Here is a 24,070-nt window from a genome sequence, read left to right on the forward strand (position 1 = left end):
CTCGATGTGCGTCGATTTTCTGGATCAACTGATACAGATTCGGGGCATGAAGAAATCAGTCGAGGGCGGCCAGCACGACCTCCACAAGGGGTTCGAGGGCGCGGACATCCGGCGTGATCTTCGCGGACACCAGCAGCCCGTTGAGGAAGGTGACGAGGAAAGCGGCGAGGGTGTCCGGGTCGTGCCGCTTCGCGATCTCGCCCCGCTCCGCCGCGACCCGCAGCACGTCGGCGAGCGCGTCCCGGCCGGCGTCCTGCATGTCGCGCACGGCGCGCCGGGTCGCCGCGTCCTCCGGCAGGCGCTCGCAGGCGGCATTGACCACGAGGCACCCTCGGCCGTCGTCCTCCACGGCGATCCGGACCCGCTCGACCAGCATCGTTCGGATCGCCGACCGGGCGTCCGCCCCCTCTTCCAGGCTGCACAGGGCGGCCTCCGCGAGGGTGGTGCGGTAGTGCTCCAGCGCCGCCCGGTACAGGCCGTCCTTGCCGCCGAACGCGGCGTACAAGGACCCCTGCCCGATTCCCAGGTGCGCGGTCAGGTCGCGCACCGAGGTGGCCTCGTAGCCGCGCGTCCAGAACAGCTCCATCGCGCGGCTCACCGCCGCTTCCGTGTCGAACTCCCGCGTCCTCGCCATGACGCCACCGTAACCTATCTGGATCGTACGATCCAGAAATGGAGGCACCCCTGGCAGGTCAGCCCTTCGTGCGGAGGACCTCCCCCATGCTCTCCTCGCGCCACACCCGCAGGAGTTCATGGAACGCCACCGCCCCGTGCGGGTACGCGTTCGGGCCGTTGGGGCGGCCGCGGCCCTCGCGGTTGTAGTAGCCGGGGGTGCACTCGGCGTGGAACCACTCGTGGTCGGCGGCGCCGTCCGCGCAGGTGGCGCGCCAGGCGGCGACCGCCTCGGGGGTCGGTTCGAGGAGCGCGTCGTCGGACTCGGCCGCGGCGACGAGGGCCGCGGCGTGGACGGCCTGTTCGTCGAGGATGTGGCTGAAGTTGACGCTGGAGGCGTTCTGCATCGGGCCCAGCTGGATCAGGTTGGGGAAGTTCGGGGTGGTGAAGCCGTGCAGGGTGCGGGGGCCGAACTCGGCGAGGGAGTCGAGGAGTTGGATGCCGTCGCGGCCGGTCACCGGGAGCCTTCCGGACGTGACGCCGGAGACGCCGACGGAGAAACCGGTCGCGAAGATCAGGCAGTCGATCTCGTACTCGACGCCGCCGACGACCACGCCCCGCGGAGTCATCCGCTCGATGCCGTGGGTGTCGGCGGTGTCGACGAGCGTGACGTTCGGCCGGTTGAAGGCGGGCAGGTACAGGTCGGAGAACGTCGGGCGCTTGCAGGCGTAGCGGTACCACGGCTTGAGGGCCTCGGCGGTCGCCGGGTCGGTGACCTCGGCGGCGACGCGGTCCCTGATCCGGTTCATGGTGGCGTGGTCGGCGGCCTCGTACGCGGCCTCGAAGTCCGGTTCGCCGTCGCGGCGGAAGCTCGGGAGGAGCTTCTCGAGGAGGGCCGCCGACTCCGTCCAGCCGTCGGCGACCAGGTCGTGTTCCGCGTCCTCACCCGACACGATCCGCAGGAAGTTCTCGCGGCGCTCGGCCGCCCAGCCGGGCCGGCCCGCGCCCACCTCCTCCGGCGTCGTGCGCCGCTGCCCGCGGACGTCGACGGCGGACGGCGTGCGCTGGAAGACGTACAACTGCCGGGCGTCCTCGGCGAGTTTGGGGATGGCCTGGACGCCGGTGGCTCCCGTACCGACGACGCCGACGCGCTGGTCGGCAAGTCCCGTCATGCCGCCGTCGGGGCCACCCCCGGTGTAGCCGTAGTCCCAGCGCGAGGTGTGGAAGGTGTGCCCTTCGAAGTCCTCGATGCCGGGGATGCCGGGCAGCTTGGGCTCGGAGAGGGTGCCGGTCGCGGTGACGACGTACGTGGCCCGGAACTCGTCGCCGCGGTCCGTCGTAACCAGCCAGCGATGGGCGCGCTCGTCCCAGGTCAGGCCGGTGACGGCGGTCGAGAAGAGGGCGTCCTCGTAGAGGTCGAAGCGTTCCGCGATGCGCACCGCGTGGCGGCGGATCTCGTCGCCCGGCGCGTACTTCCACTCGGGTACGTAGCCGGTCTCGTCCAGCATCGGCAGATAGACGTGCGACTCGATGTCGCAGTGGATGCCGGGGTAGCGGTTCCAGTACCAGGTGCCGCCGAAGTCGCCGCCCTGCTCGACGATCCGGACCCGCGCCACGCCCCGCTGCCGCAGCCGCGCGCCCGCGAGGATGCCGCCGAAACCGCCGCCGACGACCGCGACGTCGACCTCGTCGCGCAGCGGTTCGCGCTCGACGACCGCCGTGTACGGGTCGGCGGCGAAGTAGCCGAACTCCGCGGTGGTGGACCGGTATTGGGCGTTGCCCTCGGGGCGGACGCGGCGCTCGCGCTCGGCGCGGTAGCGCTCGCGCAGCTCCGCCGTCTCCTGCGGGGTGGGCGGGGTGTCGCACTGCGGCAGGGTCATGCGGCGGGTTCCTCTCGTGGGGGAGACAGGGGCCGGCGCAGAGCCCTCGCTGGATGCTGCCGCGCGGCCACGGGTACCGTAACCCAACAACCGGACAACACTGTCCGGTAGGGGTCGGGTGCGGCGTCGCGCGGCCCCGGCACCACGACGCGAAAGGCCCGCGATGTCGAACCTCACCCCCGCATCCCCGCTGCGCGACTGGCTCGCGCACCCCGCCGCCGGGCAGATCCTGCGCGGCATGCCGGCCTCGCAGGGGCAGAGCGAGGAGGCCCTGGCCCCGGCCCTCGGCCTGTCGCTGGAACAGCTCGTCGAGATGTCCGGCGGGAAGTTCCCCGCGGAACTGGTCGACGTGCTCGTGACGGCAGCCGCGACCGGCGAGATACCGGAGGGTGTGCCGACCACTCCCCCGGCCGCCGCCACCTCCGCCGCGCCGCAGCCCGGCATCGAGATCGGCACGCCGGAGCCGTGGACGGAGCACATCACCCCGGGCCGCTTCGACGGCCAGACCGTGGTCGTCACGGGCGCCGCCTCCGGCATCGGCCGCGCCGTCGCCTCCCGGGTCGTGCGCGAGGGCGGCCGGGTGATCGCCGTCGACGTGACCGGCGACAAACTCGCCACCCTGGCGCAGGAGTTGGGCGAGGCGCTCGCGCCCGTCACGGCGGACATCACGGAACCGTCCGCCGCTGACGCCGTGCTCGCCGCGGCGGGCGGGCGCGTGGACGCGCTGGCGAACGTCGCGGGCGTGATGGACGACGACGCCGCCGTGCACGAGGTGGACGACACGATCTGGCGGCGCGTCATGCGCATCAACGTCGACGGCCCCATGTTCCTGATGCGCGCCGTCGTGCCGGGCATGCTCGCGGCGGGCGGCGGCCGGATCGTGAACATCGTCTCCGAGGCGGCGCTGCGCGGCTCGGCGGCCGGGGCCGCGTACACGACGTCGAAGCACGCGCTCGTCGGCCTGACGAAGTCGTCGGCGTACCAGTACGCGGGTACGGGAGTTCAGGTCAACGCGGTCGCGCCGGGCGCCGTCGCCACCGGCATCCAGGTGCCGCCCGGCGCCCCGTACGGCTCGGCCCGCACCGCGAAGATGCGGGTGGCGATCCCCGGTCTCGCGCGTGCCGATGAGCTGGCGGCGTCCATCACGTTCCTGCTCAGCCGGGACGCGGTGAACCTCAACGGCGTGATCCTGCCGTCGGACGGCGGCTGGTCCGTGGCGTGAGCCCACTCCACGCACCCGACCCGAGCCGACACACCCGACCAGGAAAGGCACACCCCACATGCCCTCCAGAACCGGAACCCGCACCCTCGCCGCCCTCGGACTCCTCACCCTCCTGACCGCCTGCGGCACCGAGAAGGCCGGCCCCGTGGACGCACGCCCCGCGGGCGACCGCACCCTCCACGCCACCCGTCTCTCGCACGTCACCGACCCGCACGAGGCCACCGGCATGACTCTCCTGGAGGGCCCGGTCCTCACCGAGGGCGGAGACCTGTACGTCGTCGACGTCACGGCGCCGCCCGGCGCGCCCAAGCTCATCTCCATCGACGTGAGAACGGGCAAGCACAAGGGCGTCTACACCGACAAGACCGGCGCGTACACATCGGCGCAGATCAGCCCGCACGACGGCCGCCTGTACCTGACGGAGTACCAGTCGGGCGACGTGCTGAGCATGGAGCAGGACGGTTCGGACGCCCGTACGTTCTTCTCCGGCGACGTGGACGGCTCGCCGATGAACCCGGACGACATCGCCTTCGACGACGACGGCAATCTGTACGTCAGCGATCTGCACGGCATGAAGACGGGCGAGGCCGAGGGCCGGATCGTCCGGATCGACCGGGACGGCGAGACGTCCACCGTGCTCACCGACGGGCTCGCACACCCCAACGGCGTGATGCTCGACCCCGAGCAGAAGGGCCTGTGGATCAGCGAACTGGCCGAGGACACGATCTCGTATCTGCTCCTCGACGCGGAGAAGACGAAGGTGACGTCGCAGCACGAGGCGATCCACGTCGACGGCGGCGTGGCGCAGACGGACTCGATCGCCGTGGACGCCGACGGCAATCTGTACCAGGCGCTGCACGGCCGCCCCGCCATGGCGGTGTTCAGCAAGTACGGGGAACGGCTCGGCACGGTCGAGGTGCCGGCGAAGGAGGCGAAGGGGCTCCAGTCGGCGACCAATGTCGCGATCGAGCCGGGCGGCCGGTCGGCGTACATGACGGTCAGCGGCCCGAAGGGCGGCTACGTCTACACGTTCGACGCGCTCGCCGACGGCATCCGCCTCTCGAACGGAGGCTGACGCGCGGAGCCCAGAAGGGAAACAGGCTCTCAGTCGTCGACGATCTCGACGGACCGCAGCGGCCCCACCTCCACGCCGAGCAGCCCCCAGGCGGCGCGCGCCAGGCGTTCGCGTTCGGTGGGGGTGGGGCCCGCGACGGCGCCGGACACCATGGCGATGGCGAGCATCAGCTCGTCGGCGGAGAGGCCGCGCCCTTCCGGCGGGCAGCCTTCGAGCGCGGCGCGCACGCGGGCGGACAGTTCGCGGGCCTGCTCGTCGTCGCCGCGCACGCGCAGCAGGTCGACGAAGGCGGTGGACCGGGTGAGGTGCCAGGTGACGACGCCGAGGACGGACTTCAGGGTGGCGTCGGGTTCGGCGGCGGCCCGTTCGATCTGCCGTACGTTCTCGTCGAGCACGGCGGAGGCGAGCGCGACGCGGTCGGCGAAGTGTCGGTACAGACTGCCCTGTCCGACGCCGGCCCGCCGGGCGACGCTGGACAGCGGCGCGTTCAGGCCCTGCTCGGCGAAGACCTCGCGGGCCGCGGCGATCAGCGCGGCCCGGTTGCGGGCGGCGACACGGCGACCCTGATTGGCCGGTCTGGCCCGGTCGGGCTCGGCGTGGTTCGTCACGTTGGCAGCGTAATGCAGTGGATTACGCGGATCACCCGACGTCCGCGCGCTCCAGGGGCCGGGTCGGGCGCGCCCGGCGCGCCCCGCCTTCTCCATCCCTTTTCACCCGATATGTATCGTGTATGACCGCACTGGTCCTCGCACACTTCGTCGTCGCGCTCTGCGCTGCCCCGCTGATCCGCCGGGCGGGCTCGCGCGGGTTCGTGCTGCTCGCGCTGCCGCCCGCCGCCGCCCTCGGCTGGGCGCTGTCCCGCTGGGGCGAGGTCAGCGGCGGCGGGGCGAGCGAGGAGGCGTGGTGGTGGATCAGGGACTACGACGTCCAGATCGCGTTCCGCCTCGACGCGCTGTCCCTGGTGATGGTGTTGCTCGCCGCGGGCATCGGGGCGCTGGTGCTGCTGTACTGCGTGCGCTACTTCGAGGGCGGGGCACGGCAGTTGGGCTCGTTCGGTGGCAATCTGCTCGCGTTCGCGGGGGCGATGCTGGGGCTTGTCCTGGCCGACGACCTGATGACGCTGTATCTGTTCTGGGAGCTCACCACCGTCCTGTCGTTCCTGCTCATCGGGTACGACAGCGAGAAGCGCGCCAGCCGCCGCTGTGCGCTCCAGGCACTGATGGTGACCTCGCTGGGCGGACTCGCCATGTTCGTCGGCTTCCTGATGTTGGGTCACCTGGCGGGCACGTACCGGATCTCCCGCATCCTCGAGTCACCACCGGCCGCGAGCGGCACCCTGTCGGCGGCGCTCGTCCTGATCCTGTGCGGTGCGCTCGCCAAGTCGGCGGTGTGGCCGCTGAGCATGTGGCTGCCGAACGCGATGGCGGCGCCCACCCCTGTCAGCGCCTATCTGCACGCCGCCGCGATGGTGAAGGCGGGCGTGTACCTGGTAGCACGCCTCGCGCCCGCGTTCGCCGACGTCACGCCGTGGCGTCCGGTGCTCCTGACGCTGGGTTCGGCGACGATGCTGCTCGCCGGGTGGCGGGCGCTGCGCCTGAACGACCTCAAGCTGGTGCTCGCCTACGGGACGGTGAGCCAGCTCGGCTTCCTGGTGGTGCTCGCGGGCGCGGGCTCGTACAACGCGGCGCTCGCCGCCATCGCGATGCTGCTCGGCCACGCGCTGTTCAAGGCGCCGCTGTTCCTGGTGACGGGGATCGTCGACCACGCGGCCGGGACCCGCGATCTGCGGAGTCTGTCGGGGGTGGGGCGGCGGCTGCCGTGGGTGGCGGGCACCGCCGTGTTCGCGGGCGCGTCGATGGCGGCGCTGCCGCCGCTGCTCGGGTTCGTGGCGAAGGAGACGGCGTTCGACGCGCTGCTGCGCGGCACCGTCGCCGACCGGTGGGTGCTCGCGTGTGTCGTCGTCGGCTCCGCGCTCACCACCGCGTACACGCTGCGCTTCCTGTGGGGTGCCTTCGCGCGCAAGCCGGGCGTCGCGGACACGGAGGTGCACCGGGTCGGTGTCACGTTCCTCGGTCCGCCCGCGCTGCTGGCGCTGGGGTGTCTGCTGCTCGGCCCCGGCATCGGCTGGACGGCACACCTCTTCGAGCAGTACGCGCGCCAGTACCCGGTCCCCGCGCACCCCTACCACCTCGCGCTGTGGCACGGGTTCGGCACGGCGCTCGGTCTGTCGGCGCTCGCGTGGGCGGGCGGCGCCGCGCTGTTCCTGGCCCGCGAGCCGGTGGTGCGGCTCGGGCGGCGGTTCGCGTGGCCGAAGGCGGACGAGGTGTTCGGCCGCTCGGTGCTCGGCCTCGAACGCTCGGCGCTCCAGGTCACGGGCGCCGTGCAGAAGGGCTCGCTGCCCTCCTACGTGGCGACGGTCCTCGGTGTCATGTTCCTCGGCCTCGTCTCCGTCCTCGCCACCGACCGCCCCTGGCACGGAACGCCGGCGCCGCGGCTGTGGGACCACCCGATGCAGGCCGCGGTCGGCGCCCTGACCTGCGCCTGCGCCCTGATGTGCCTGGTGGTGCAGCGCCGCATGAAGGCGGCGGTGCTGGCGGGCCTGACCGGGTACGGCACAGCGCTCCTGTACGTGGTGCAGGGCGCTCCCGACCTGGCGCTCACTCAGTTCGGCGTGGAGACGGTGTCGACGGTGGTCCTCGTCCTCGTCCTGCGGCGGCTTCCGGTGTTCTTCGGTGACACGCAGCGGACATGGCGGTGGGGCGTCAGCATGCTGATCGCGCTCGGCAGCAGCGTGGCGGTGGCGTGCGCGGTGTGGCTGGCGACGGGCGCCCGCACGGCGGAAGCCGCGGGGGCGTCGCACATCGAGGAGACCGCGCACCACGGCCTCAAGGACGTCGTCGCGACGATCCTCGTCGACTTCAGGGCCTGGGACACCATGGGCGAGTCCGCGGTGCTCGCCGTCGCCGTCCTCGGTGTGACGAGCCTGCTGTACGTGCACCGCAGACAAGGGCGGGCGAGCGCGCCGCCGCCCCGGCTGCCCGGCGGGGTGACCGCGTGGTCGCTGGCGACGTCGCGGCTCAAGGTGCCGGAGAAGTACCGGCAGGGCGCGCCGGAGCGCAGCTGGCTGGTGGCCGGTGACACCCTCGCGCCCGAGCACCGCTCGGTGGTGTTCGAGGTGATCGCCCGGCTCGTTTTCCATCCGATCCTGGTGCTCTCGGTGTATCTGCTGCTGTGCGCGGAGAACCTGCCGGGCGGCGGCTTCGTCGGCGGGCTCGTGGCGGGCGTCGGCCTGACCATCCGTTACCTGGCGGGCGGGCGACACGAGTTGGCGGTGGCGGCGCCCGTGCATCCCGGCTTCTTCACCGGGCTCGGGCTCACCCTGTCGACGTCCGTCGCGCTCGTCGGGCTCGCCGACGGGACGGTGCTGCACGGCTGGACCTGGCACGGACATCTGCCGCTGATCGGCGACTGGCACGCGGGCACCGCGGTCGTCTTCGACCTCGGGGTGTATCTGCTGGTCCTCGGCGTGGTCCTGGACGTCGTACGGGCGCTCGGCGCGAAGGTCGACCAGCAGACGGAGCACAGGGCGAGCCTGGCGCTCGCCGGGGAGGCGCAGAAAACGTGACGGTCAGTCTCACCCTGCTCGTCTGCGCGGTCGTACTGACCAGCGCGGGCGGCATCCTCATCCACACCCGCAGCCTCACCCGCGTCCTGGTCGGCATCATCGTGTGCGGCAACGGCATCAACCTGTTCGTGCTCGCCTCCACCGGCGCGGCCGGCTTTCCGCCGCTGCTGTACCCAGGGGTGGACCCGGCGCGGGTGACGGACCCGCTGCCGCAGGCCATCATCCTGACTGCCGTCGTGATCACGCTGGCCACGACGGCGTTCGTGCTCGCGATGGCGTACCGCAGCAGCCAGTTGACGGGCTCGGACTTCGTGCCGGACGACGTCGCGGACCGGCGTGTGGTGCTGCGCGCCGAGATCTCCGCCGAGCGGGCCGAGCTGCGCGAGATCCACCGCGACGAGGGCCCGAGCGCCTGGCGCGACGAGCGCCGCGAGCAGCGCCGCAGGCTGCGCGCCGACCGCGCCTACCAGGCCCGCGCCCGGGACGCGGACGGCGACCTGTGGGACGACGTCCTCGGCGCCGACCCTCCGGAGGCGTCCGGCGCCGACCCGGCGGAGTCCCCCGCGCCCCGACCGGAGGAGCCCCGGTGAACTCCCTTGTCCCGCTGCCCGTCGTGCTGCCCCTCGTGGTGTGCGGCCTGACCCTCTTCATCGGGCCGCGGCTGCGCTGGCTGCACCGCGTGATCACGGTCGGGGTGCTCGCGGGGGTCGTCGCGGTCGACGTGTTCCTGCTCGTCGAGGCCGACACCTCGGGTCCGCTGGTCGTGCACCTCGGTGACTTCGGGCCGCCGCTCGGTGTGACCCTCGTCGCGGACCGGCTGGCGGCGCTGATGCTCCTGGTGTCCGGCGCGGTCACCTTCATCGTGCTGGTCTACGCGATGAGCCAGGGCATGGCCGACCGGGAGGAGAACGCGCCGATCGCAGTGTTCCACCCGGCGTACCTGGTCCTCGTGGCCGGGGTGTCGCTGACGTTCCTCGCGGGCGACCTCGTGAACCTGTACGTCGGCTTCGAGATCATGCTGATGGCGAGCTTCGTGCTCCTCACGGTGGGTGCCACCGAGCCGCGGGTGCGGGCCGGGTCGACGTACGTCGTGGTGTCCCTGGTGTCCTCGCTGGTGTTCCTGTGCGGCATCGCCGTCACCTACGCGGCGGCGGGCACGGTGAACTTCGCGCAGCTCGCGCAGCGCATGCCGGAACTGCCGCTGGGTGTGCGCACGCTGGCGGAGGTGCTGCTGCTCACGGTGTTCGGGGTGAAGGCGGCGGCGTTCCCCGTCGCGGCCTGGCTGCCGGACTCGTACCCGACGGCGCCCGCGCCGGTGACGGCCGTGTTCGCGGGCCTGCTCACCAAGGTCGGCGTGTACTCGATGATCCGCGCCGACACCCTCTTCTTTCCCGGCAACCGGCTCTCCGGGGCGCTGATGGCCGTCGCGTTCGCCTCGATGGTGATCGGCATCCTGGGCGCGGTGGCGCAGACCGACCTCAAGCGGCTGCTGTCGTTCACGCTGGTGAGCCACATCGGCTTCATGCTGTACGGGCTCGCGCTCGGCAGCCGGGGCGGCATCGGCGGCGCCATCGTCTACACCGCCCACCACATCACCGTACAGACGACGCTGTTCCTCGCCGCAGGGCTGCTCGAAAAACGGTACGGGACGACGGAGTTGACGCGGCTCGGCGGCGCCATGCGGTCGGCCCCGCTGCTCGCGGCGCTGTGGTTCGTGCCCGCCATGAACCTCGCCGGGATCCCGCCGCTGTCCGGGTTCCTCGGCAAGCTGGGTCTGATGCGGGCCGGTGCGGCGGCCGGCGGCGCGTGGTCGTACACCCTGCTCGCCGCCGCGGCCGTCACCAGTCTGCTGACGCTGTACGTGATGGCGAAGGTGTGGAACCTGGTGTTCTGGCGGGCGGCGCCCACCCGGCCGCACGACGAGAGCGACGTTCTGGAGGAGAGCGACGACGAGTCGGAAACGGCGCCGGAGGGCGGCGGAGGTGACACGGTGGTGCTCACGAAGGTGTCCGTACGCACCACGGCGCGCATCCCCCGCGTGATGACGGCGGCGACGGCCGCCGCGGTCCTCCTCGGCCTCTCGTACACCCTCCTGGCCACCCCGCTGACCGGCGTCGCCGACCGCTCGGCCGCCGAACTCCTCGCCCGTACGCCCTACGTGGAGGCGGTGCTCGACCAGTGAACTCCTCACGCCCACGGGGCCGTTGGCGGCGGATCGACCTGCCGCTGATCGCCTGGCTCACCGTCGTCTGGACGCTGCTGTGGTCCGGCCTGACATGGGGCAACGTGATCAGCGGCATCGTCGTCGCGGTCGTCCTCTGCCTGGTGTTCCCGCTGCCCGCCGTCGAACTCGACCTGCGCCTGCGCCCGATCGGCATCCTGCGGCTCGCCGGGTACCTCCTGTACGACATGGTGTCCTCGACGATCACCGTGACCTGGCAGACCCTGCACGGCAGACCGGGGCCCGCGGCGGTGATCGCGGTGCCGCTGCGCTGCCGCACCGACCTGATGATCGCGGCGACGGCCGTCGCCGTGTCCTCCGTGCCCGGCGGCGCGCTCGTCGAGGTCAACGGATCGACCGCCACCCTGTTCCTGCACGTCGTGCACGCCGACGACCCGGACGCGGTGGAGCGGGCCCGCGCCGACGTGCGGCGCCTGGAGGGCCTCGCCGTGCGGGCCTTCGGCACCCGCGAGGAGATCGACCGCATCGCCGCTGCGCCGGACGGGGCGGCACCCGACGAAGGAAAAGAAGGAAAGGGGTCCGACGCGTGAAACTGGCGAACGACATCCTCCTCAACGGCGCGCTCGTCCTGATCGTGCTCGCGGGCGCCCTGCTGCTCGTACGCATCTGGCGCGGGCCCTCGATGCTGGACCGGGCCGTGTCCGTGGACATCGCGGCGGTCCTCATCATCGCCGCGATCGGCGTCAACGCGGCCATCACCCGCACCAGTTACTACCTGTCGATCATGCTGGTGATCGCCTTCCTCGGCTTCACCAGCTCCGTGGCCATCGCCCGCTTCATCGCGGCCCGCGACCGGCCGGGCACCCGCACCCGACCGGTACTCGCCGTACCGAAGCCGCCCGCGCGGCAGCAGCCCGACCCCAAGGAGCGCCCGTGAACTGGCACGACGTCACCGATCTCGCGGGCTCCCTCCTCCTGTTCGCGGGCGCGGCGGTCTGCCTGACCGGAGTCATCGGCATGCTCCGGCTCCCCGACGTGCTGACCCGCAGCCACGCGGCGACCAATCCGCAGACGCTCGGCATGCTGCTCCTGGTCGCGGGCGTGGCCCTGCGGCTGCGCTCGGGCGTCGACCTGGGCACGCTCGCGCTCGTCGCCTTCTTCCAGCTCCTGACGAGCGCGGTGGCGGCCCACCTGGTGGCGCGCGCCGCCTATCGCACGGGGCAGGTCGGCGACGCGGCACTGCTCCGCGACGAACTGGCGTCGGCGCCGCGGGAGTGATCCGGCACCGTCGGCTGCCCGCCCAGTTCAAGGACTCACCTCACGACGCCAGTTCCGCGCCGACCTCCTCCGCGACCTCCCTGAGCCACAGGTGGGTCGGGTCGTGGGTGTGGACGGGGTGCCACCACAGGGCCTCTTGCAGCGGCACGGACTCGTAGGGCGGCGCCAGGATGCGGACCGGCGCCGACGACGAGAGCAGTTCGGCGAGGCGGCGTTGAATGAGGGCGATCCGGTCGGTGCCCGCGACGAGGAACGGCAGCATCGCGAAGTGGTCGACGGACACCTCGACGCGCGGCTCGATGCCGAGCATCCCCAACTGCCGCACGGCGGGCGCGTCATAGGTGCGCTGGTACGTGACCCAGGGCAGCCGCGACAGACCGCCCAGGGCGAGCCGCTCGCCGACCTCCTCGTTGCTGTCGGCCACCAGGAACACCCACTCGTCGGCGAACAGGTCGGTGCGCGGCATGTCGCTGACGACACCGTGCGGCATCAGCAACCCGTCGGTCGTGCTGAGCAGAACGCCGAGATCCTCGACGACGGTGGGCGGCGTGCGGGTGAAGCGCAGCCGCACGTTCGGCGCCTCGGTGTGGATGCGGCGGGCGAGCGCGGTGCCGAAGACGGCGACGGCGTAGTCGGACGCCATCAGCGTGAAGGTGCGGCTCTCGGTCGCCGGGTCGAAGGCGGCCTGGCTGCTGAAGAGGCGCTCCAGCAGGTCGTACGCGGTGGAGGTGCGCTCGAGGAGCACCTGGCCGAGCGCGGTGAGCTCGTACTGGCCGCCGCTGCGCGCGAGCAGTTCGTCGCCGAAGTGGCGGCGCAGCCGGGACAGGGCCGCGCTCATGGCGGGTTGGCTGAGCCCCACGCGCTGGCCGGCGCGCGTCACGTTGCGCTCCTCCAGGAGGGCGCGCAGGGCGACGACGAGGTTCAGGTCCAGGCGCGACAGGTTCACGGGCGTTCCTCGGGGCTGGGCGGGCACTATTCGGCGGGTGGATGCCTCACATCCACACAATCTATTTCCCTGATCGGGGGTGCGGGGGTCAGATTAGTCCTGACGCCTACTGGAGGACACCTGTGAATCCTGAAGCAGCTTCCCCGCTCTTCGCGGGCCCCTACGCCCTGGGGACCCTGTCCGAGGCCGATGGCCCCGCCTTCCCCGCGCTGGTCCGCGCCGACGGCACCGTCGTCGATCTGCGCGCCGCGCTCGGCGACACCGGCCTGGCCATGCTCGATGTCCTCGACCGGTGGCAGGAGTTGGAGCCGCGGCTCACCGAACTCGCCGCGCAGGGTGCCACCGAGGGGCCCGCCGTCGACGCGTTCCGGGTGCACGCTCCGATCGCGCCCCGCCAGGTGCTCCAGTCGGGCGCCAACTACCGGCAGCACGTCATCGACCTGCACGTCGCGCACCGGGCCCCGGGCGACGACCGCCCGGAGGAGGAGCGGCGCGCCGAGGCCGCCGACCTCATGGACCGGCGGGCCGCCGAGGACCTGCCGTACGTGTTCATCGGCCTGCCGAGCGCGATCACGGGCCCGTACGACGACGTGGTGCTGCCGGCCTGGGCCGAGAAGCCGGACTGGGAGCTGGAGCTTGCGGCCGTGATCGGCAGGCCCGCGTACGGGGTGTCGGTGGAGGAGGCCCTGGAGTACGTCGCCGGGTACACGATCGCCAACGACCTCACCGACCGGGCCACCGTGTTCCGCCGCGACATGCCCGCCATCGGCACGGACTGGCTGCGCAGCAAGAACGCGCCGGGCTTCACGCCGCTCGGCCCGTGGATCGTGCCCGCGAGCTCGCTGCCCGCGACGGACGACCTTCGGCTCACCCTGAAGCTGAACGGCGAGACCATGCAGGACGAGTCCACCAAGGACATGATCTTCAACGTGGCGCGGATGGTGTCCTACGCCTCGCAGACCGCTCAACTCCTGCCCGGCGACCTGGTGTTGACCGGCTCCCCCGCGGGCAACGGCATGCACTGGGGCCGGCTGCTGCGCGACGGCGACGTGATGGACGGCTCCGTCACCGGGCTCGGCTCGCAGCGCACCCGCTGTGTGGCGGAGGTGACCTCGTGAGCCTGGACCCGCGCGACCCCGAGGGCGCGATCGCCGAGGCCGCCAAGGCGTGCTCCAACTGGGGGCGTTGGGGCGAGGACGACGTGCTCGGCACGCTGAACTTCCTCGACGAGGCCAAGCGCCGCGACGGCGCCGCGCTCGTGCGACGGGGTGTCAGCTTCTCGCTGTCGCAGCGCTTCGACATGGACGGACCACAGAAGGGCTGGCGGCGCCGCACCAACCCGGTGCACACCATGCTCGACACCGGCACCGACGCGGCGCTGGCCAACCAGGGCTTCCCGCACGGCATGGGCGGCGCCGACGACGTCATCGCGATGCCGCTCCAGTGCTCGACGCAGTGGGACGGCCTCGGCCACATCTTCGACCACGGCAAGGCGTGGAACGGGCGGGACGCCGCCCGCACCGTCACCTCCGACGGCGATCTCGTGACCGGCATCGAGCACATGGCCCCGCACGTGGCGGGCCGCGGTGTCCTCCTCGACGTGGGCCGCGTCGTCGGCGAGGACGGGGAGCTGCCCGACGGCTTCGCCATCACCGAGGACCACCTCGCCGCCACCGCGGAAGCGCACGGTGTCACGGTCGGCCGCGGTGACATCGTCGTCGTGCGCACCGGGCGCCTCGCCCGCGCCCGCCGCGAGGGCTGGGGCGAGTACGCGGGCGGCCCCGCGCCCGGCCTGTCGTTCACGACCGCCGGCTGGCTGCACCGTACGGAGATCGCCGCGATCGCCACCGACACCTGGGGCTTCGAGGTGCGGCCGAACGAGTTCGAGCACGCCTTCCAGCCGCTGCACCAGGTCGCGATCCCGAACATCGGCCTGCTGATCGGCGAGATGTGGGACCTCGACGCGCTCGCGGAGGACTGCGCGCGCGACGGCGCCTACGCGTTCTGGCTGACCGCCGCGCCCCTGCCGATCACCGGCGCGGTCGGCTCGCCGGTCAACCCGGTCGCCGTCAAGTAGCAGCCCCCGGGGCCCGACCCCCGTAAGGAACAGAGAGGTTCCCGAATGAGCACACCCCGTACCGTCCTCGTGATCGGCGGGGGCGCGGCCGGCAACGCCGCGACGATCCTGCTGCGCCGCGCAGGCATTCCGGTCGACCTGATCGAGGCCAAGGAGGACTGGAACGCCACCGCAGGATCCGGCATCACGCTCCAGGGCAACGCGCTGCGCGTGCTGCGCGAACTGGGCGTGTGGGACGAGGTCGAGAAGTCCGGGTACGGCTTCGACGCGGTCGGCATCACCGCCCCCGACGGCACCGTCCTGCACGTCTCCGAGGACCTGCGCACGGGCGGCGACGAGCTGCCCGCGACCGTCGGCATGCAGCGCCCGCAGTTGCAGCGCATCCTCATCGACGCGGTCCGCGCGAGCGGCGCCACCGTCCGCCTCGGCGTCCGCGCCGCGTCCTTCGAGCAGTCCGCCGACGGTGTCACGGTGACCTTCGACGACGGCACCACGGGCCACTACGCCCTCGTGATCGCCGCCGACGGCATGGGCTCCGCGACCCGCGCCGCCATCGGCATCACGGACCGTCCCGAGCCCACCGGCATGGCCATCTGGCGCGTGGCGACGCCGCGCCCGGCCACGCTCACCCGCACCGACCTGGCGTACGGCGGCCCCGCCTACATCGCGGGCTACTGCCCGACCAGCGAGGACACCATCTACGCGTACGTCGTCGAGGACAAGCGGGACCGCGCGTCGATCCCCGCCGACTCCTACGCCGACGAGATGCGCCGCCTGGCCTCGGCCTACGGCGGGCACTGGCCCGAGATCACCCGGCACATCACCGACCCGGCGCGGGTCAACTACACGTGGTTCGACCGGATGCTGGTGGAGGGCTCCTGGCACCGCGGCCGCGTGGTCCTGGTCGGCGACGCGGCGCACTGCTGCCCGCCCACCCTGGCGCAGGGCGCGGCCCTGTCCATGGAGGACGCCTGGGTGCTCACCCGGATGCTGACCGCCTCCGACACCTGGGACGACGCGCTGTTCCAGGCGTACTACGAGCGGCGGATCGCCCGCGTCCGTCCGGTCGTCGAGGCCTCCGTCCAGATCGGGCAGTGGCAGCTCGACGGGGTCCGCGACGCCGACCTGCCGGGCCTGATGGGCCGCACCATGACGATGCTGCGGGAGCTGCCGTGACCACGACACCCACCATCGACGTGCACGCCCACGTCCTCCTCCCGGAGATCGAGCAACTGGTCGCGGGGAAGCCCGGGTTGGACGAGGCGAAGGCGCTTGACGCCCGGCGCAACGGTCCCGACGCGCTCGCCGTGAGCGGCGCGATGATCCGCGAGCGGTTCCCCCGCCTCACGGACGTCACCGCGCGGCTCGCCGCGATGGACGAGCAGGGCGTGGACGTGCAGCTCGTCAGCCCCTCGCCGTCCCACTACCACTACTGGGCCGACGAGGAGACCGCCGAGAAGCTGTACCGGCTCGCCCACGAGTCGGTCGCCGCGCACTGCGCGCAGGCCCCGGACCGGCTGCGCGGCCTGGGGCTCGTACCGCTCCAGCACCCGGACCTCGCGGTCGCCGCGCTCGACCACGCGCTCGACTCCGGTCTGCTCGGCGTCGAGCTGTCCAGCCACGCCCCGGGCCGGGAGCTGTCGGACCCGGCGTACGAGCCGCTGTGGGCGCGGGCCGCGGAGACGGGGGCGCTGCTGTTCCTGCATCCGTTCGGCTGCTCCCTCGACGAGCGCCTCGACCAGTGGTACCTGTCCAACTCCGTGGGCCAGCCCACCGAGAACGCGGTCGCCCTGTCGCACCTCATCTTCTCCGGTGTCCTCGACCGCCACCCGGACCTGCGGATCGTCGCCGCGCACGGCGGCGGCTATCTGCCCACGCACATCGGCCGCGCCGACCACGCGTGGGCGGCCCGCTCGGACGCCTCCGCGGGCTGCGCGGAGCGGCCCAGCAGCTACCTGAAGCGGCTCTACTTCGACTCGCTCGTGCACGACCCGTACGTGCTGCGGGAGTTGGTGCGCGCGGCCGGGCCCGATCGGGTGCTGCTCGGCTCCGACTTCCCCTTCGACATGGGCAGCGAGGATCCGCTGGGCGCGCTGCGCGCCGCGGAGCTGCCCGCCGCCGACTTCGACGCCATCCGGGGCGGCACCGCCGCCGCCCTCCTCAGGAAGGACTGACCCATGAGTGGACGCCTGCTCACCCACCTCCGCCACGTCGACCTGGCGGTTCCCGACTACGAGAAGCAGCTCGACTTCTACTCCGGTGTCTGGGGCCTGACGAAGACCACCGAGGACTCCGGCCTGTCCTTCCTGGCCGCCGAGGGCTCCCCCGAGCAGTACGTGATCCGCCTGCGCAAGGCCGAGGAAAAGCGCCTCGACCTCGTCTCCTACGGGGCGGCCAACCCGGCCGACGTCGACACCCTCGCCGAACAACTCCTGGCCGGTGGAGTGCAGTTGATCTCGCAGCCGGGCAAGGTCGACACCCCCGGCGGCGGCTACGGCTTCCGCTTCTTCGACGTCGACGGCCGCACCATCGAGGTCTCCGCCGACGTCGAGGTGCGGCAGCATCGCAAGATCGAGGAGAAGGAGGCCATCCCCGTCAAGCTCTCCCACGTCGTCCTCAACTCCCCCGACCTCAACCGCACACGCGAGTGGTACGAGCGGCACCTCGGCTTCGCCCTCTCCGACACCCTGATGCACCCGAAGATGGGCGAGGCGATGCACTTCATGCGGATCTCCAACCAGCACCACTCGATGGCGATCGCACAGGGCCCGCACACCGCCCTGCACCACGTGTCCTTCGAGATGCGCGGACTGGACGAGTACATGCGCGGGTCCGGCCGTGTCATGCGGGCCGGGTTCAAGAAGATCTGGGGCCCCGGCCGGCACCTCGCGGGTGACAACACGTTCACGTACTTCCTCGACCCGCACGGCAACACCATCGAGTACACCACCGAGCTGGAGCTCCTGGACGAGGACACCTGGCACCCGCACGTCTACGACTTCTCCGATCCCGAGGTCAGCGACCAGTGGGGCACCGCCAACGCGATGAACGAGTTCGTCGCCAAGGAGTCCTTCAACGACGTCGACCGCGGCGTGTTCGTCGCCCCGCCGGTCTGATCCCACCCGCTCCCAGGAGTCCCGCATGCGCTTCGCCACCTACACGTACGAACACGAGACACGGGTCGCCGTCGTCGCGGACGACGACACCCTGCACCCCCTGCCCGGCACCCGCGGCCTCGCCGAGGTGATCGCGGCGGGCTCAGGACTGCCCGACCTGCTGGCCCTCGGGCGCGCGGCGCTCGACACACCTCCGGGCCCGCACGTCAGCGAGGTGCGGCTGCGCGCGCCCCTCCAGCCGCCGTCCGTGCGGGACTTCGTGGCCTTCGAGGAGCACGTCGAGGGGGTACGCCGCTCCGTGGACGGGGCGGTGGGCGTGCCCGAGCAGTGGTACGCGGCACCGACGTACTACTTCTCCAACCCGCACGCCGTGTACGGGCCGGGCGACGACATCCCGATGCCGCCGGGCTCGGCCGTGCTCGACTTCGAGCTGGAGGTGGCCGCCGTCGTGGGCCGCGAGGGGCGCGACCTCACGCCCGCCGAGGCCCGCGAACACCTCATCGGCTACACGGTGTTCAACGACTGGTCGGCCCGCGACCTCCAGTCGGCCGAGATGAAGGTGGGCCTCGGCCCCTGCAAGGGCAAGGACACGGCGACCACCCTCGGCCCGTACCTGGTCACCGCCGACGCGCTCGACCCGTACCGCGACGAGGAGGGCCTGCTACGGCTCGCGCTCACCGCCGAGGTCAACGGCGAGGTCGTCGGCAAGGACCTGCTCTCCAACATGAGCTGGACGTTCGAGGAGATGCTGGCGTACGCCTCGCGCGGCACCCGGGTCGTCCCCGGGGACCTCCTCGGCTCCGGCACCTGCGGCAACGGCGGGTGTCTCGCCGAACTGTGGGGTGTGCGAGGGGAGCAGACACCTCCGCCGCTCAAGCCCGGTGACACCGTCTCGCTCACCGTCGAGGGCATCGGAACCCTCACGAACACCGTGGTCCCCGGGGTCGCGCCGGTCGCGCTGCCTGCCGGGCGCCGCCGCCCGCGGGAGCGCCCGTGACCCAGCTCGACGGCAAGGTGGTCGTGGTGACCGGCGCCGCGCGGGGGCAGGGCGCCGCCGAGGTCGCCGCGCTCACGGCGGAGGGCGCCCGGGTCGTCGCGACCGACGTCCGGGAGGCGGCGGGCTGCCGCGTCCTGGACGTCACCGACGCGGCGGCCTGGGCGGCCCTAGCGTCCGAACTGCGGGACACGCACGGGCGGGTGGACGGTCTCGTGAACAACGCGGGCATCACCTGGCGGGCCCGGCTCGGGGAGGTGCGGGCCGAGGACTTCGACCGGGTGCACGCCGTCAACGTCACCGGGCCGCTCCTCGGCATCCAGCACCTGAGCCTGCTGATGCCCCCGGGCTCGTCGATCGTCAACGTCGGCTCGTCGGCCGCGCTGACGGCGCACTATCCGGTGGCGTACACGGCCAGCAAGTGGGGGCTGCGCGGCCTGTCGCAGAGCGCGGCGCTCGAACTCGGGCCGCGCGGCATCCGCGTCAACACCGTGCACCCCGGCTACATCGAGACGGAGATGACGGCGTCGGCGGCGCCCGCTTTCCGCGAGGCGAACCTCCGCGAGACACCCCTGGGCAGGACCGGGGGCGTCGAGGAGGTCGCCCCGCTCGTGCTGTTCCTGCTGTCGGACGCCGCGTCGTTCATCACCGGCGCCGAGATCCCGGTCGACGGCGGGCTCACCGCCCACGGCGGCGTCAAGTCCATCTCGGACGCGCTGCGGCCGCCGGCCTAGTGGGAACCCGGCGTGTGTCCGAACGCGCGCCGGAACACGTCGATGAACGCGCTCGGTGACGACCAGCCGCACAGGTTCGCCACGGTCGTCACCGGGGTGCCGTCGGCGAGCAGGATCAGCGCGCGGTGCAGGCGCAGTTGGGTGCGCCACTGCGGGAACGTCATGCCGAGGTCGGCGCGGAACAGCCGGGACAGCGTCCGGTCGCTCGCGCCGACCTCGCGGCCGAGCTCGGCCAGGGTGCGGCGGTCCGCCGGATCGGCGTGCAGCAGGTCGCAGACGGCGCGCAGCAGCGGCGCGGTGGGCGTCGGCAGGTGCAGGGGCTGCTGCGGGGACACCCTCAACTGGTCGAGCAGCACCGCGCGCAGCCGCTCGCGCTCGGGGCCCCGGCCCTCGGGTGTGCGCGTGTACTCGATGATCAGCTCGCGCAGCAGCGGGCCCACGGCGAGCACCGCGGGGGTGTCGAGGGCCAGCGGGTTCGTCGTCGCGGGCAGCCCCACGAAGTGCAACTCCACGTCGCCGTGCGCCTGGTGGGCGTGGACGGTGTCGGCCGGCACCCACAGGGCGCGGGTGCCGGGCGCGACCCACGATCCCGCGTCGGTGGTGACAGCGACGACGCCGCGGCCCGCGTAGACGATCTGGTGGTCGTCGTGCCGGTGCGCGTCGATCTCCGCCCCGTGCGGCATGTGCCGCGTGTACGTGGGGGCCACGGGGGTGTGCCGGACGGCCTGGCGGTTCTTCGACATTGTCTGGCAGGTTATCGGAAGCGGGACACGGCGGCCGGTCGCGACGATGGCCGGGTGCGAAAGAACACCTCGATCCCTCTGCTGTCCTTCGGGCACGCGTGCGTGGACGTCTATCAGGGCGCCGTCGCCTCCCTCGTGCCGTACTTCGTCGCCGAACGCGCCTACAGCTACGCCGCCGTGTCCGGCATCGTGCTCGCCGCGTCCCTCCTGTCGTCGGTGGCGCAACCGGTCTTCGGCCTGCTCACGGACCGCCGGGCGATGCCGTGGCTGCTGCCGCTCAGCACGCTCGTCGCGGGTGTGGGCATCGCGCTGAGCGGGGTGAGCGACGCGTACGCGGTGACGCTCGCGGTCGTCGCGGTGTCCGGGATCGGGGTGGCGGCGTACCACCCGGAGTCGGCGCGGGTGGCGCGGCTCGCGAGCCGGGGCAGCCACAGCGCGATGGCCTGGTTCTCGCTGGGCGGCAACATCGGCTTCGCGCTCGCCCCGCTGCTGGTCGCGGCGGCGATCGCGGCGGGAGGGCTGCGGTTCACTCCGCTCCTCGCGCTGCCCGCTGCGGTGGGCGCGGCGGTCTGCCTGCCGGTACTGCGGGCGCTCGGCCGTGGGGAGAACGCGTCACGAACCGCCGCCGCGGCGCCCTCCCCGGACGATGTCCCCTCCTTCGTGCGCCTGTCGCTCGCGGTGGTGTGCCGCTCCATCGTCTTCACGGGCCTGAGCACGTTCGTCTCCCTGTACGCGACGCAGCGCACGGGCGGCGGCCGGGCGGCCGGCACCGCGGCCCTGTTCGTCCTCTACGTCGGCGGGGCGGTCGGCAGCGTGCTCGGCGGGGCGCTCGCGGGCCGCTGGGACCGGGTGACCGTGTCCCGCTGGTCGTACCTGCTCACGGCCGTGTCGGTGGCGGGCGTGGTGTGGGTGCCGGGGCCCGCGCTCTACGGCTTCCTGGCCCTGACATCGGCCGGTCTCTACGTCCCCTTCTCCCTCCAGGTGACGCTCGGTCAGGACTATCTGCCCTCGCGGATGGGCACGGCGAGCGGCATCACGCTCGGCCTCACGGTGAGCATCGGCGGCCTCGCGAGCCCCCTGGTCGGCACCCTCGCCGACCACACGTCGCTGCGCACGGCACTGACCCCGCTGATCGTCATGCCGCTGCTCAGCTGGCTCCTCTTCCGTACGCTCCCCGAGCCCGGCGCCTCCCCCGCGGCGCCGAGCGCGCCCCTTCGAACTAGCGGGCCTCGGTCAGCCGATGCCCCGAGTTCTGCGCCGTGAGCACGGCGCCGGCCTGCGGCTCGGGAGCCGGGATCAGTGCGCGGGCCGTCACCGCCAGACCGTTCGTCGCGGTGAAGTACGGGCCGATGCGCACCTGGTGGCCGTCGGGTCCTGTGTGGAAGGCCGGGGGAACGAGGTCCGTGGCCTTGCGCTGGGCCACGTCGCCGCCGATCCGGCCGACGGGGATCCGGCCCTCGGCGTCGAGCAGGGACAGGTCCCACAGCTCCCGGTCCTCACCGTCCGCCCGGCAGCGCTCGGTGAAGCCGGAGTACGGCACGGCACACCAGACACGGTCGCCGGTCACCACGACCTCCGCCGACTCGAACGAGGCGGGTGTCTCGCCGCGCCGCGCCGCGACGACCACCGGATCACCGGCGGGCGGCCTGCCGAGCAGCCGCCCCTCGACGATGAGCGAGTCACCTTGCGTGTCGACGGTGCCGATCTCGAGGTGTGCGGGCCGGTCCCAGGCCCGTACGGCGAGGTGTCCCGAGGGCGTGGTGTACGGGATGTGGGAGACGACCCTGCCGTGGTCGGCCCGAGGTGTGCGGCCCACCAGCTCGGCGGTCTCGACGGTGCGGGTGTGCACCCGGCGGCGTACGCCGTCGTCGGCACGCTCCACGTACGCGTTCCACTGCCCCTCGCCCAGCGGGGTGCCGGGGCCGATGCGGACGCGCAGGGTGTCCTCGTCGTGGTGCAGCGGCAGCCGCAGTTCCTCGCCGTGTCCGCCGCCGGGGCGCAGCACGAGGGCGGCGTGCGGGGTGGGCACGCCGGTGACGTCGACGGTGATGTCTCCGTCGTCGGTGGCGCGGGTGCGGGCGACGGGGTGGAAGCCGGGGACGCGGGTGAGCCGCTTGGCGCGGGCGGGCATGAGGGCGCGGACGGCGGGGGCGAGGACGGGGGTGTGCAGGGAGGCGCGGAGCACGGGGCGTGCGACCGTGCCGGCGTGCTGCCGCAGCACTTCGCGCACCGGGCGGCGGACACGGACCGGCGTGGGCGGGACGCCGGTGGGGCCGCCGAGCTCGGCCACCAGGGCGAGGAAGCGTTCGGCCGCCGTGCCCGGGGTGAAGGTCAGCGCCTTCTCGCGGGCCGCCCGCGCCATCGCGTGCCGCCGGTCGTCGTCCTCGATGAGGTCGAGCAGCGCGGCGGCGTACGCCTCGGGGTCGCCGGGCTGCACCAGGTAGCCGTCGCGTCCGTCGTCGATGATCTCACCGGGGCCGTACGGGCAGTCGGTGGCGACGACGGGCAGGCCCGCGTGCATGGCCTCGACGAGGGTCATGCCGAAGGACTCGGCGTTCGAGGAGACGGCAGCGATGGAGCCCTTGGCCCACTCCGGCTCGATGGGCGACACGGCGCCCATGAGACGCACATGGTTGGCGAGCCCGGCCGCCATCACCTGACCGCGCAGCTGCCCCGCGAGGCGCCCGCGGCCGTAGAGCCGCAGCGACCAGTCGGGCCGCTTGGCGACCACGTGGCCGAAGGACTCGATGAGCAGCGCGTAGTTCTTCACGGGGATGAGCCGGCCGGCCGCCACGACCACCTTGTTGCGCCCGGACGAGGGGGCGACGTCGGGGACCGGCACGCCGTTGGGGATGCAGCGGATCTCGGTGTCGGCCCCGGGCAGCGCCTCGCGATAGCACTCGGCGTCGGCGTAGGACACGGTGGTGAAGGCGTCGAGGCCGGCGATCGCCCGGTCCTGGGCGGCCTGGATCACCGGCTTGTGCAGGCTGTGCGTGAGGTGCTCCTGCCCGATGCGCAGGGCACGGCGCGGACCGTGCTCGGCGAGCATGATGTTGATTCCGGGCCGTGTTCCCACGATCACGTCGGCGTCGGTGCGGTCGAGCCATTCGACGACGCGCCGGTCGGTGAGGGCGCTGGAGTGCTTGTACGGGCCGTCGGCGCGGAGATAGAGCCGCGACGGAAATTTCTCGGGATCGTGCTCCGGATCGAATTCGGGATGCCCCCGCCGCGCCTCGACGAGCGGCACGATTCTCACTCCGGGTGCCGGTTTCAACGCGGGCTGTTCTCTGGATCGCACCACCGACACGATGTCGACTTCATGGCCCGCTGCGGCGAGGGCTCCGGCGAGGTTCATCGTGGAGCGGATGGTGCCGCCGATTCCGTAGGCATTGAACAGCAGGAAGCCGATTTTCATCCGTGGGACGCCCGTTCTGTGGTGCTGGGGACTGACGCGCGGGTTGACGTCTCCTGTCAAATTAAATGCCCAAATCAGGACATTTGCGACTTCAGCTGCCGTGTCGCGCGCCAAGTTTTCCCAGCGAACCGGCAGTTGGGCGTCCGCCATGTGGACGCGGTGACGAACCGC

Annotated in this window: 22 protein-coding genes; 16 read left to right on the forward strand and 6 right to left on the reverse strand. The window is 72.4% G+C overall.

What is annotated here, in order from left to right:
• Positions 1 to 55: 55 nt before the first annotated feature.
• A complete protein-coding gene (locus ACTWJ8_RS05480; protein WP_443263128.1) occupies positions 56 to 634 on the reverse strand; it encodes a TetR/AcrR family transcriptional regulator in 579 nt (192 codons plus the stop codon).
• 58 nt (positions 635 to 692) lie between these two features.
• Positions 693 to 2,492: a flavin-containing monooxygenase gene (locus ACTWJ8_RS05485; RefSeq protein ID WP_443263129.1), complete on the reverse strand. Its 1,800-nt coding sequence runs from the start codon at positions 2,490 to 2,492 to the stop codon at positions 693 to 695.
• A 163-nt stretch (positions 2,493 to 2,655) separates the two neighbouring features.
• Between ACTWJ8_RS05485 and ACTWJ8_RS05490 the strand changes: the two genes are divergently transcribed.
• A complete protein-coding gene (locus ACTWJ8_RS05490; protein ID WP_443263130.1) occupies positions 2,656 to 3,714 on the forward strand; it encodes an SDR family NAD(P)-dependent oxidoreductase in 1,059 nt (352 codons plus the stop codon).
• A gap of 58 nt (positions 3,715 to 3,772) precedes the next feature.
• Positions 3,773 to 4,789: an SMP-30/gluconolactonase/LRE family protein gene (locus ACTWJ8_RS05495; protein ID WP_443263131.1), complete on the forward strand. Its 1,017-nt coding sequence runs from the start codon at positions 3,773 to 3,775 to the stop codon at positions 4,787 to 4,789.
• Between the two features lie 29 nt (positions 4,790 to 4,818).
• Here ACTWJ8_RS05495 and ACTWJ8_RS05500 read toward each other — a convergent pair whose 3' ends face one another.
• Complete coding sequence (locus ACTWJ8_RS05500) at positions 4,819 to 5,397, reverse strand: TetR family transcriptional regulator (protein ID WP_443263132.1); 579 nt, start codon at positions 5,395 to 5,397, stop codon at positions 4,819 to 4,821.
• A 122-nt stretch (positions 5,398 to 5,519) separates the two neighbouring features.
• Between ACTWJ8_RS05500 and ACTWJ8_RS05505 the strand changes: the two genes are divergently transcribed.
• From ACTWJ8_RS05505 to mnhG, 6 genes are read left to right on the forward strand one after another with little or no spacing between them, the layout of a single operon-like run.
• Positions 5,520 to 8,414 (forward strand): Na+/H+ antiporter subunit A, encoded by a 2,895-nt coding sequence (locus tag ACTWJ8_RS05505; protein WP_356381090.1) that lies wholly within the window; start codon positions 5,520 to 5,522, stop codon positions 8,412 to 8,414.
• On the forward strand, positions 8,411 to 9,004 hold the full coding sequence (locus ACTWJ8_RS05510) for a Na(+)/H(+) antiporter subunit C (RefSeq protein WP_356381093.1): 594 nt from the start codon (positions 8,411 to 8,413) through the stop codon (positions 9,002 to 9,004). Before ACTWJ8_RS05505 ends, ACTWJ8_RS05510 begins: the two co-directional genes overlap by 4 nt.
• Positions 9,001 to 10,596: a Na+/H+ antiporter subunit D gene (locus ACTWJ8_RS05515; protein WP_443263133.1), complete on the forward strand. Its 1,596-nt coding sequence runs from the start codon at positions 9,001 to 9,003 to the stop codon at positions 10,594 to 10,596. Before ACTWJ8_RS05510 ends, ACTWJ8_RS05515 begins: the two co-directional genes overlap by 4 nt.
• Complete coding sequence (locus ACTWJ8_RS05520; RefSeq protein WP_356381099.1) at positions 10,593 to 11,186, forward strand: Na+/H+ antiporter subunit E; 594 nt, start codon at positions 10,593 to 10,595, stop codon at positions 11,184 to 11,186. Before ACTWJ8_RS05515 ends, ACTWJ8_RS05520 begins: the two co-directional genes overlap by 4 nt.
• The gene (locus ACTWJ8_RS05525; RefSeq protein WP_356381102.1) at positions 11,183 to 11,533 is read left to right on the forward strand and encodes a monovalent cation/H+ antiporter complex subunit F; all 351 of its coding nucleotides are present in this window, start codon (positions 11,183 to 11,185) and stop codon (positions 11,531 to 11,533) included. The genes ACTWJ8_RS05520 and ACTWJ8_RS05525 overlap by 4 nt, the downstream gene beginning before the upstream one ends.
• Positions 11,530 to 11,874, forward strand: a complete 345-nt coding sequence (mnhG, locus tag ACTWJ8_RS05530) for a monovalent cation/H(+) antiporter subunit G (RefSeq protein WP_356381105.1) — start codon at positions 11,530 to 11,532, stop codon at positions 11,872 to 11,874. The genes ACTWJ8_RS05525 and mnhG overlap by 4 nt, the downstream gene beginning before the upstream one ends.
• A 40-nt stretch (positions 11,875 to 11,914) precedes the next feature.
• Here mnhG and ACTWJ8_RS05535 read toward each other — a convergent pair whose 3' ends face one another.
• Entirely contained in the window at positions 11,915 to 12,820 is a 906-nt protein-coding gene (locus ACTWJ8_RS05535; protein ID WP_443263134.1) for a LysR family transcriptional regulator, read from the reverse strand.
• A gap of 122 nt (positions 12,821 to 12,942) precedes the next feature.
• Between ACTWJ8_RS05535 and ACTWJ8_RS05540 the strand changes: the two genes are divergently transcribed.
• The 7 genes from ACTWJ8_RS05540 to ACTWJ8_RS05570 are packed head-to-tail and all read left to right on the forward strand — an operon-like array spanning position 12,943 to position 19,741.
• A complete protein-coding gene (locus ACTWJ8_RS05540; RefSeq protein ID WP_443263135.1) occupies positions 12,943 to 13,938 on the forward strand; it encodes a fumarylacetoacetate hydrolase family protein in 996 nt (331 codons plus the stop codon).
• Entirely contained in the window at positions 13,935 to 14,897 is a 963-nt protein-coding gene (locus ACTWJ8_RS05545; protein ID WP_443263136.1) for a cyclase family protein, read from the forward strand. The genes ACTWJ8_RS05540 and ACTWJ8_RS05545 overlap by 4 nt, the downstream gene beginning before the upstream one ends.
• A 45-nt stretch (positions 14,898 to 14,942) precedes the next feature.
• Positions 14,943 to 16,073: an FAD-dependent oxidoreductase gene (locus ACTWJ8_RS05550; protein WP_443263137.1), complete on the forward strand. Its 1,131-nt coding sequence runs from the start codon at positions 14,943 to 14,945 to the stop codon at positions 16,071 to 16,073.
• Entirely contained in the window at positions 16,070 to 17,071 is a 1,002-nt protein-coding gene (locus tag ACTWJ8_RS05555; protein ID WP_443263138.1) for an amidohydrolase family protein, read from the forward strand. Before ACTWJ8_RS05550 ends, ACTWJ8_RS05555 begins: the two co-directional genes overlap by 4 nt.
• A gap of 3 nt (positions 17,072 to 17,074) precedes the next feature.
• The gene (locus ACTWJ8_RS05560; RefSeq protein ID WP_443263139.1) at positions 17,075 to 18,013 is read left to right on the forward strand and encodes a VOC family protein; all 939 of its coding nucleotides are present in this window, start codon (positions 17,075 to 17,077) and stop codon (positions 18,011 to 18,013) included.
• A 25-nt stretch (positions 18,014 to 18,038) separates the two neighbouring features.
• Entirely contained in the window at positions 18,039 to 19,010 is a 972-nt protein-coding gene (locus tag ACTWJ8_RS05565; RefSeq protein WP_443263140.1) for a fumarylacetoacetate hydrolase family protein, read from the forward strand.
• Positions 19,007 to 19,741 carry an SDR family NAD(P)-dependent oxidoreductase gene (locus ACTWJ8_RS05570; RefSeq protein WP_443263141.1) on the forward strand — a complete coding sequence of 245 codons (735 nt, stop codon included), beginning with the start codon at positions 19,007 to 19,009 and terminating at the stop codon, positions 19,739 to 19,741. Before ACTWJ8_RS05565 ends, ACTWJ8_RS05570 begins: the two co-directional genes overlap by 4 nt.
• On the opposite strand, the gene ACTWJ8_RS05575 is transcribed toward ACTWJ8_RS05570, so the two are convergent.
• Complete coding sequence (locus tag ACTWJ8_RS05575) at positions 19,738 to 20,484, reverse strand: AraC family transcriptional regulator (protein WP_443263142.1); 747 nt, start codon at positions 20,482 to 20,484, stop codon at positions 19,738 to 19,740. The two genes, ACTWJ8_RS05570 and ACTWJ8_RS05575, sit on opposite strands and share 4 nt — an antisense overlap.
• Before the next feature lie 54 nt (positions 20,485 to 20,538).
• Between ACTWJ8_RS05575 and ACTWJ8_RS05580 the strand changes: the two genes are divergently transcribed.
• A complete protein-coding gene (locus tag ACTWJ8_RS05580) occupies positions 20,539 to 21,747 on the forward strand; it encodes an MFS transporter (RefSeq protein ID WP_443263143.1) in 1,209 nt (402 codons plus the stop codon).
• Here the strand turns inward: ACTWJ8_RS05580 and ACTWJ8_RS05585 are convergent.
• A complete protein-coding gene (locus tag ACTWJ8_RS05585; protein ID WP_443263144.1) occupies positions 21,704 to 23,899 on the reverse strand; it encodes a glycosyltransferase in 2,196 nt (731 codons plus the stop codon). The genes ACTWJ8_RS05580 and ACTWJ8_RS05585 overlap by 44 nt on opposite strands.
• Positions 23,900 to 24,070 lie beyond the last annotated feature (171 nt).

Source organism: Streptomyces sp. SDT5-1, assembly GCF_052245995.1.
Classification (GTDB): Bacteria; Actinomycetota; Actinomycetes; order Streptomycetales; family Streptomycetaceae; genus Streptomyces.

Excerpts from the sequence above, each read along its gene's own strand:
- ACTWJ8_RS05480 (WP_443263128.1), bottom strand. The coding sequence starts at position 634 with ATGGCGAGGACGCGGGAGTTCGACACGGAAGCGGCGGTGAGCCGCGCG.
- ACTWJ8_RS05485 (WP_443263129.1), bottom strand. The coding sequence starts at position 2,492 with ATGACCCTGCCGCAGTGCGACACCCCGCCCACCCCGCAGGAGACGGCG.
- ACTWJ8_RS05490 (WP_443263130.1), top strand. The coding sequence starts at position 2,656 with ATGTCGAACCTCACCCCCGCATCCCCGCTGCGCGACTGGCTCGCGCAC.
- ACTWJ8_RS05495 (WP_443263131.1), top strand. The coding sequence starts at position 3,773 with ATGCCCTCCAGAACCGGAACCCGCACCCTCGCCGCCCTCGGACTCCTC.
- ACTWJ8_RS05505 (WP_356381090.1), top strand. The coding sequence starts at position 5,520 with ATGACCGCACTGGTCCTCGCACACTTCGTCGTCGCGCTCTGCGCTGCC.
- ACTWJ8_RS05550 (WP_443263137.1), top strand. The coding sequence starts at position 14,943 with ATGAGCACACCCCGTACCGTCCTCGTGATCGGCGGGGGCGCGGCCGGC.
- ACTWJ8_RS05560 (WP_443263139.1), top strand. The coding sequence starts at position 17,075 with ATGAGTGGACGCCTGCTCACCCACCTCCGCCACGTCGACCTGGCGGTT.
- ACTWJ8_RS05565 (WP_443263140.1), top strand. The coding sequence starts at position 18,039 with ATGCGCTTCGCCACCTACACGTACGAACACGAGACACGGGTCGCCGTC.
- ACTWJ8_RS05575 (WP_443263142.1), bottom strand. The coding sequence starts at position 20,484 with ATGTCGAAGAACCGCCAGGCCGTCCGGCACACCCCCGTGGCCCCCACG.
- ACTWJ8_RS05585 (WP_443263144.1), bottom strand. The coding sequence starts at position 23,899 with ATGAAAATCGGCTTCCTGCTGTTCAATGCCTACGGAATCGGCGGCACC.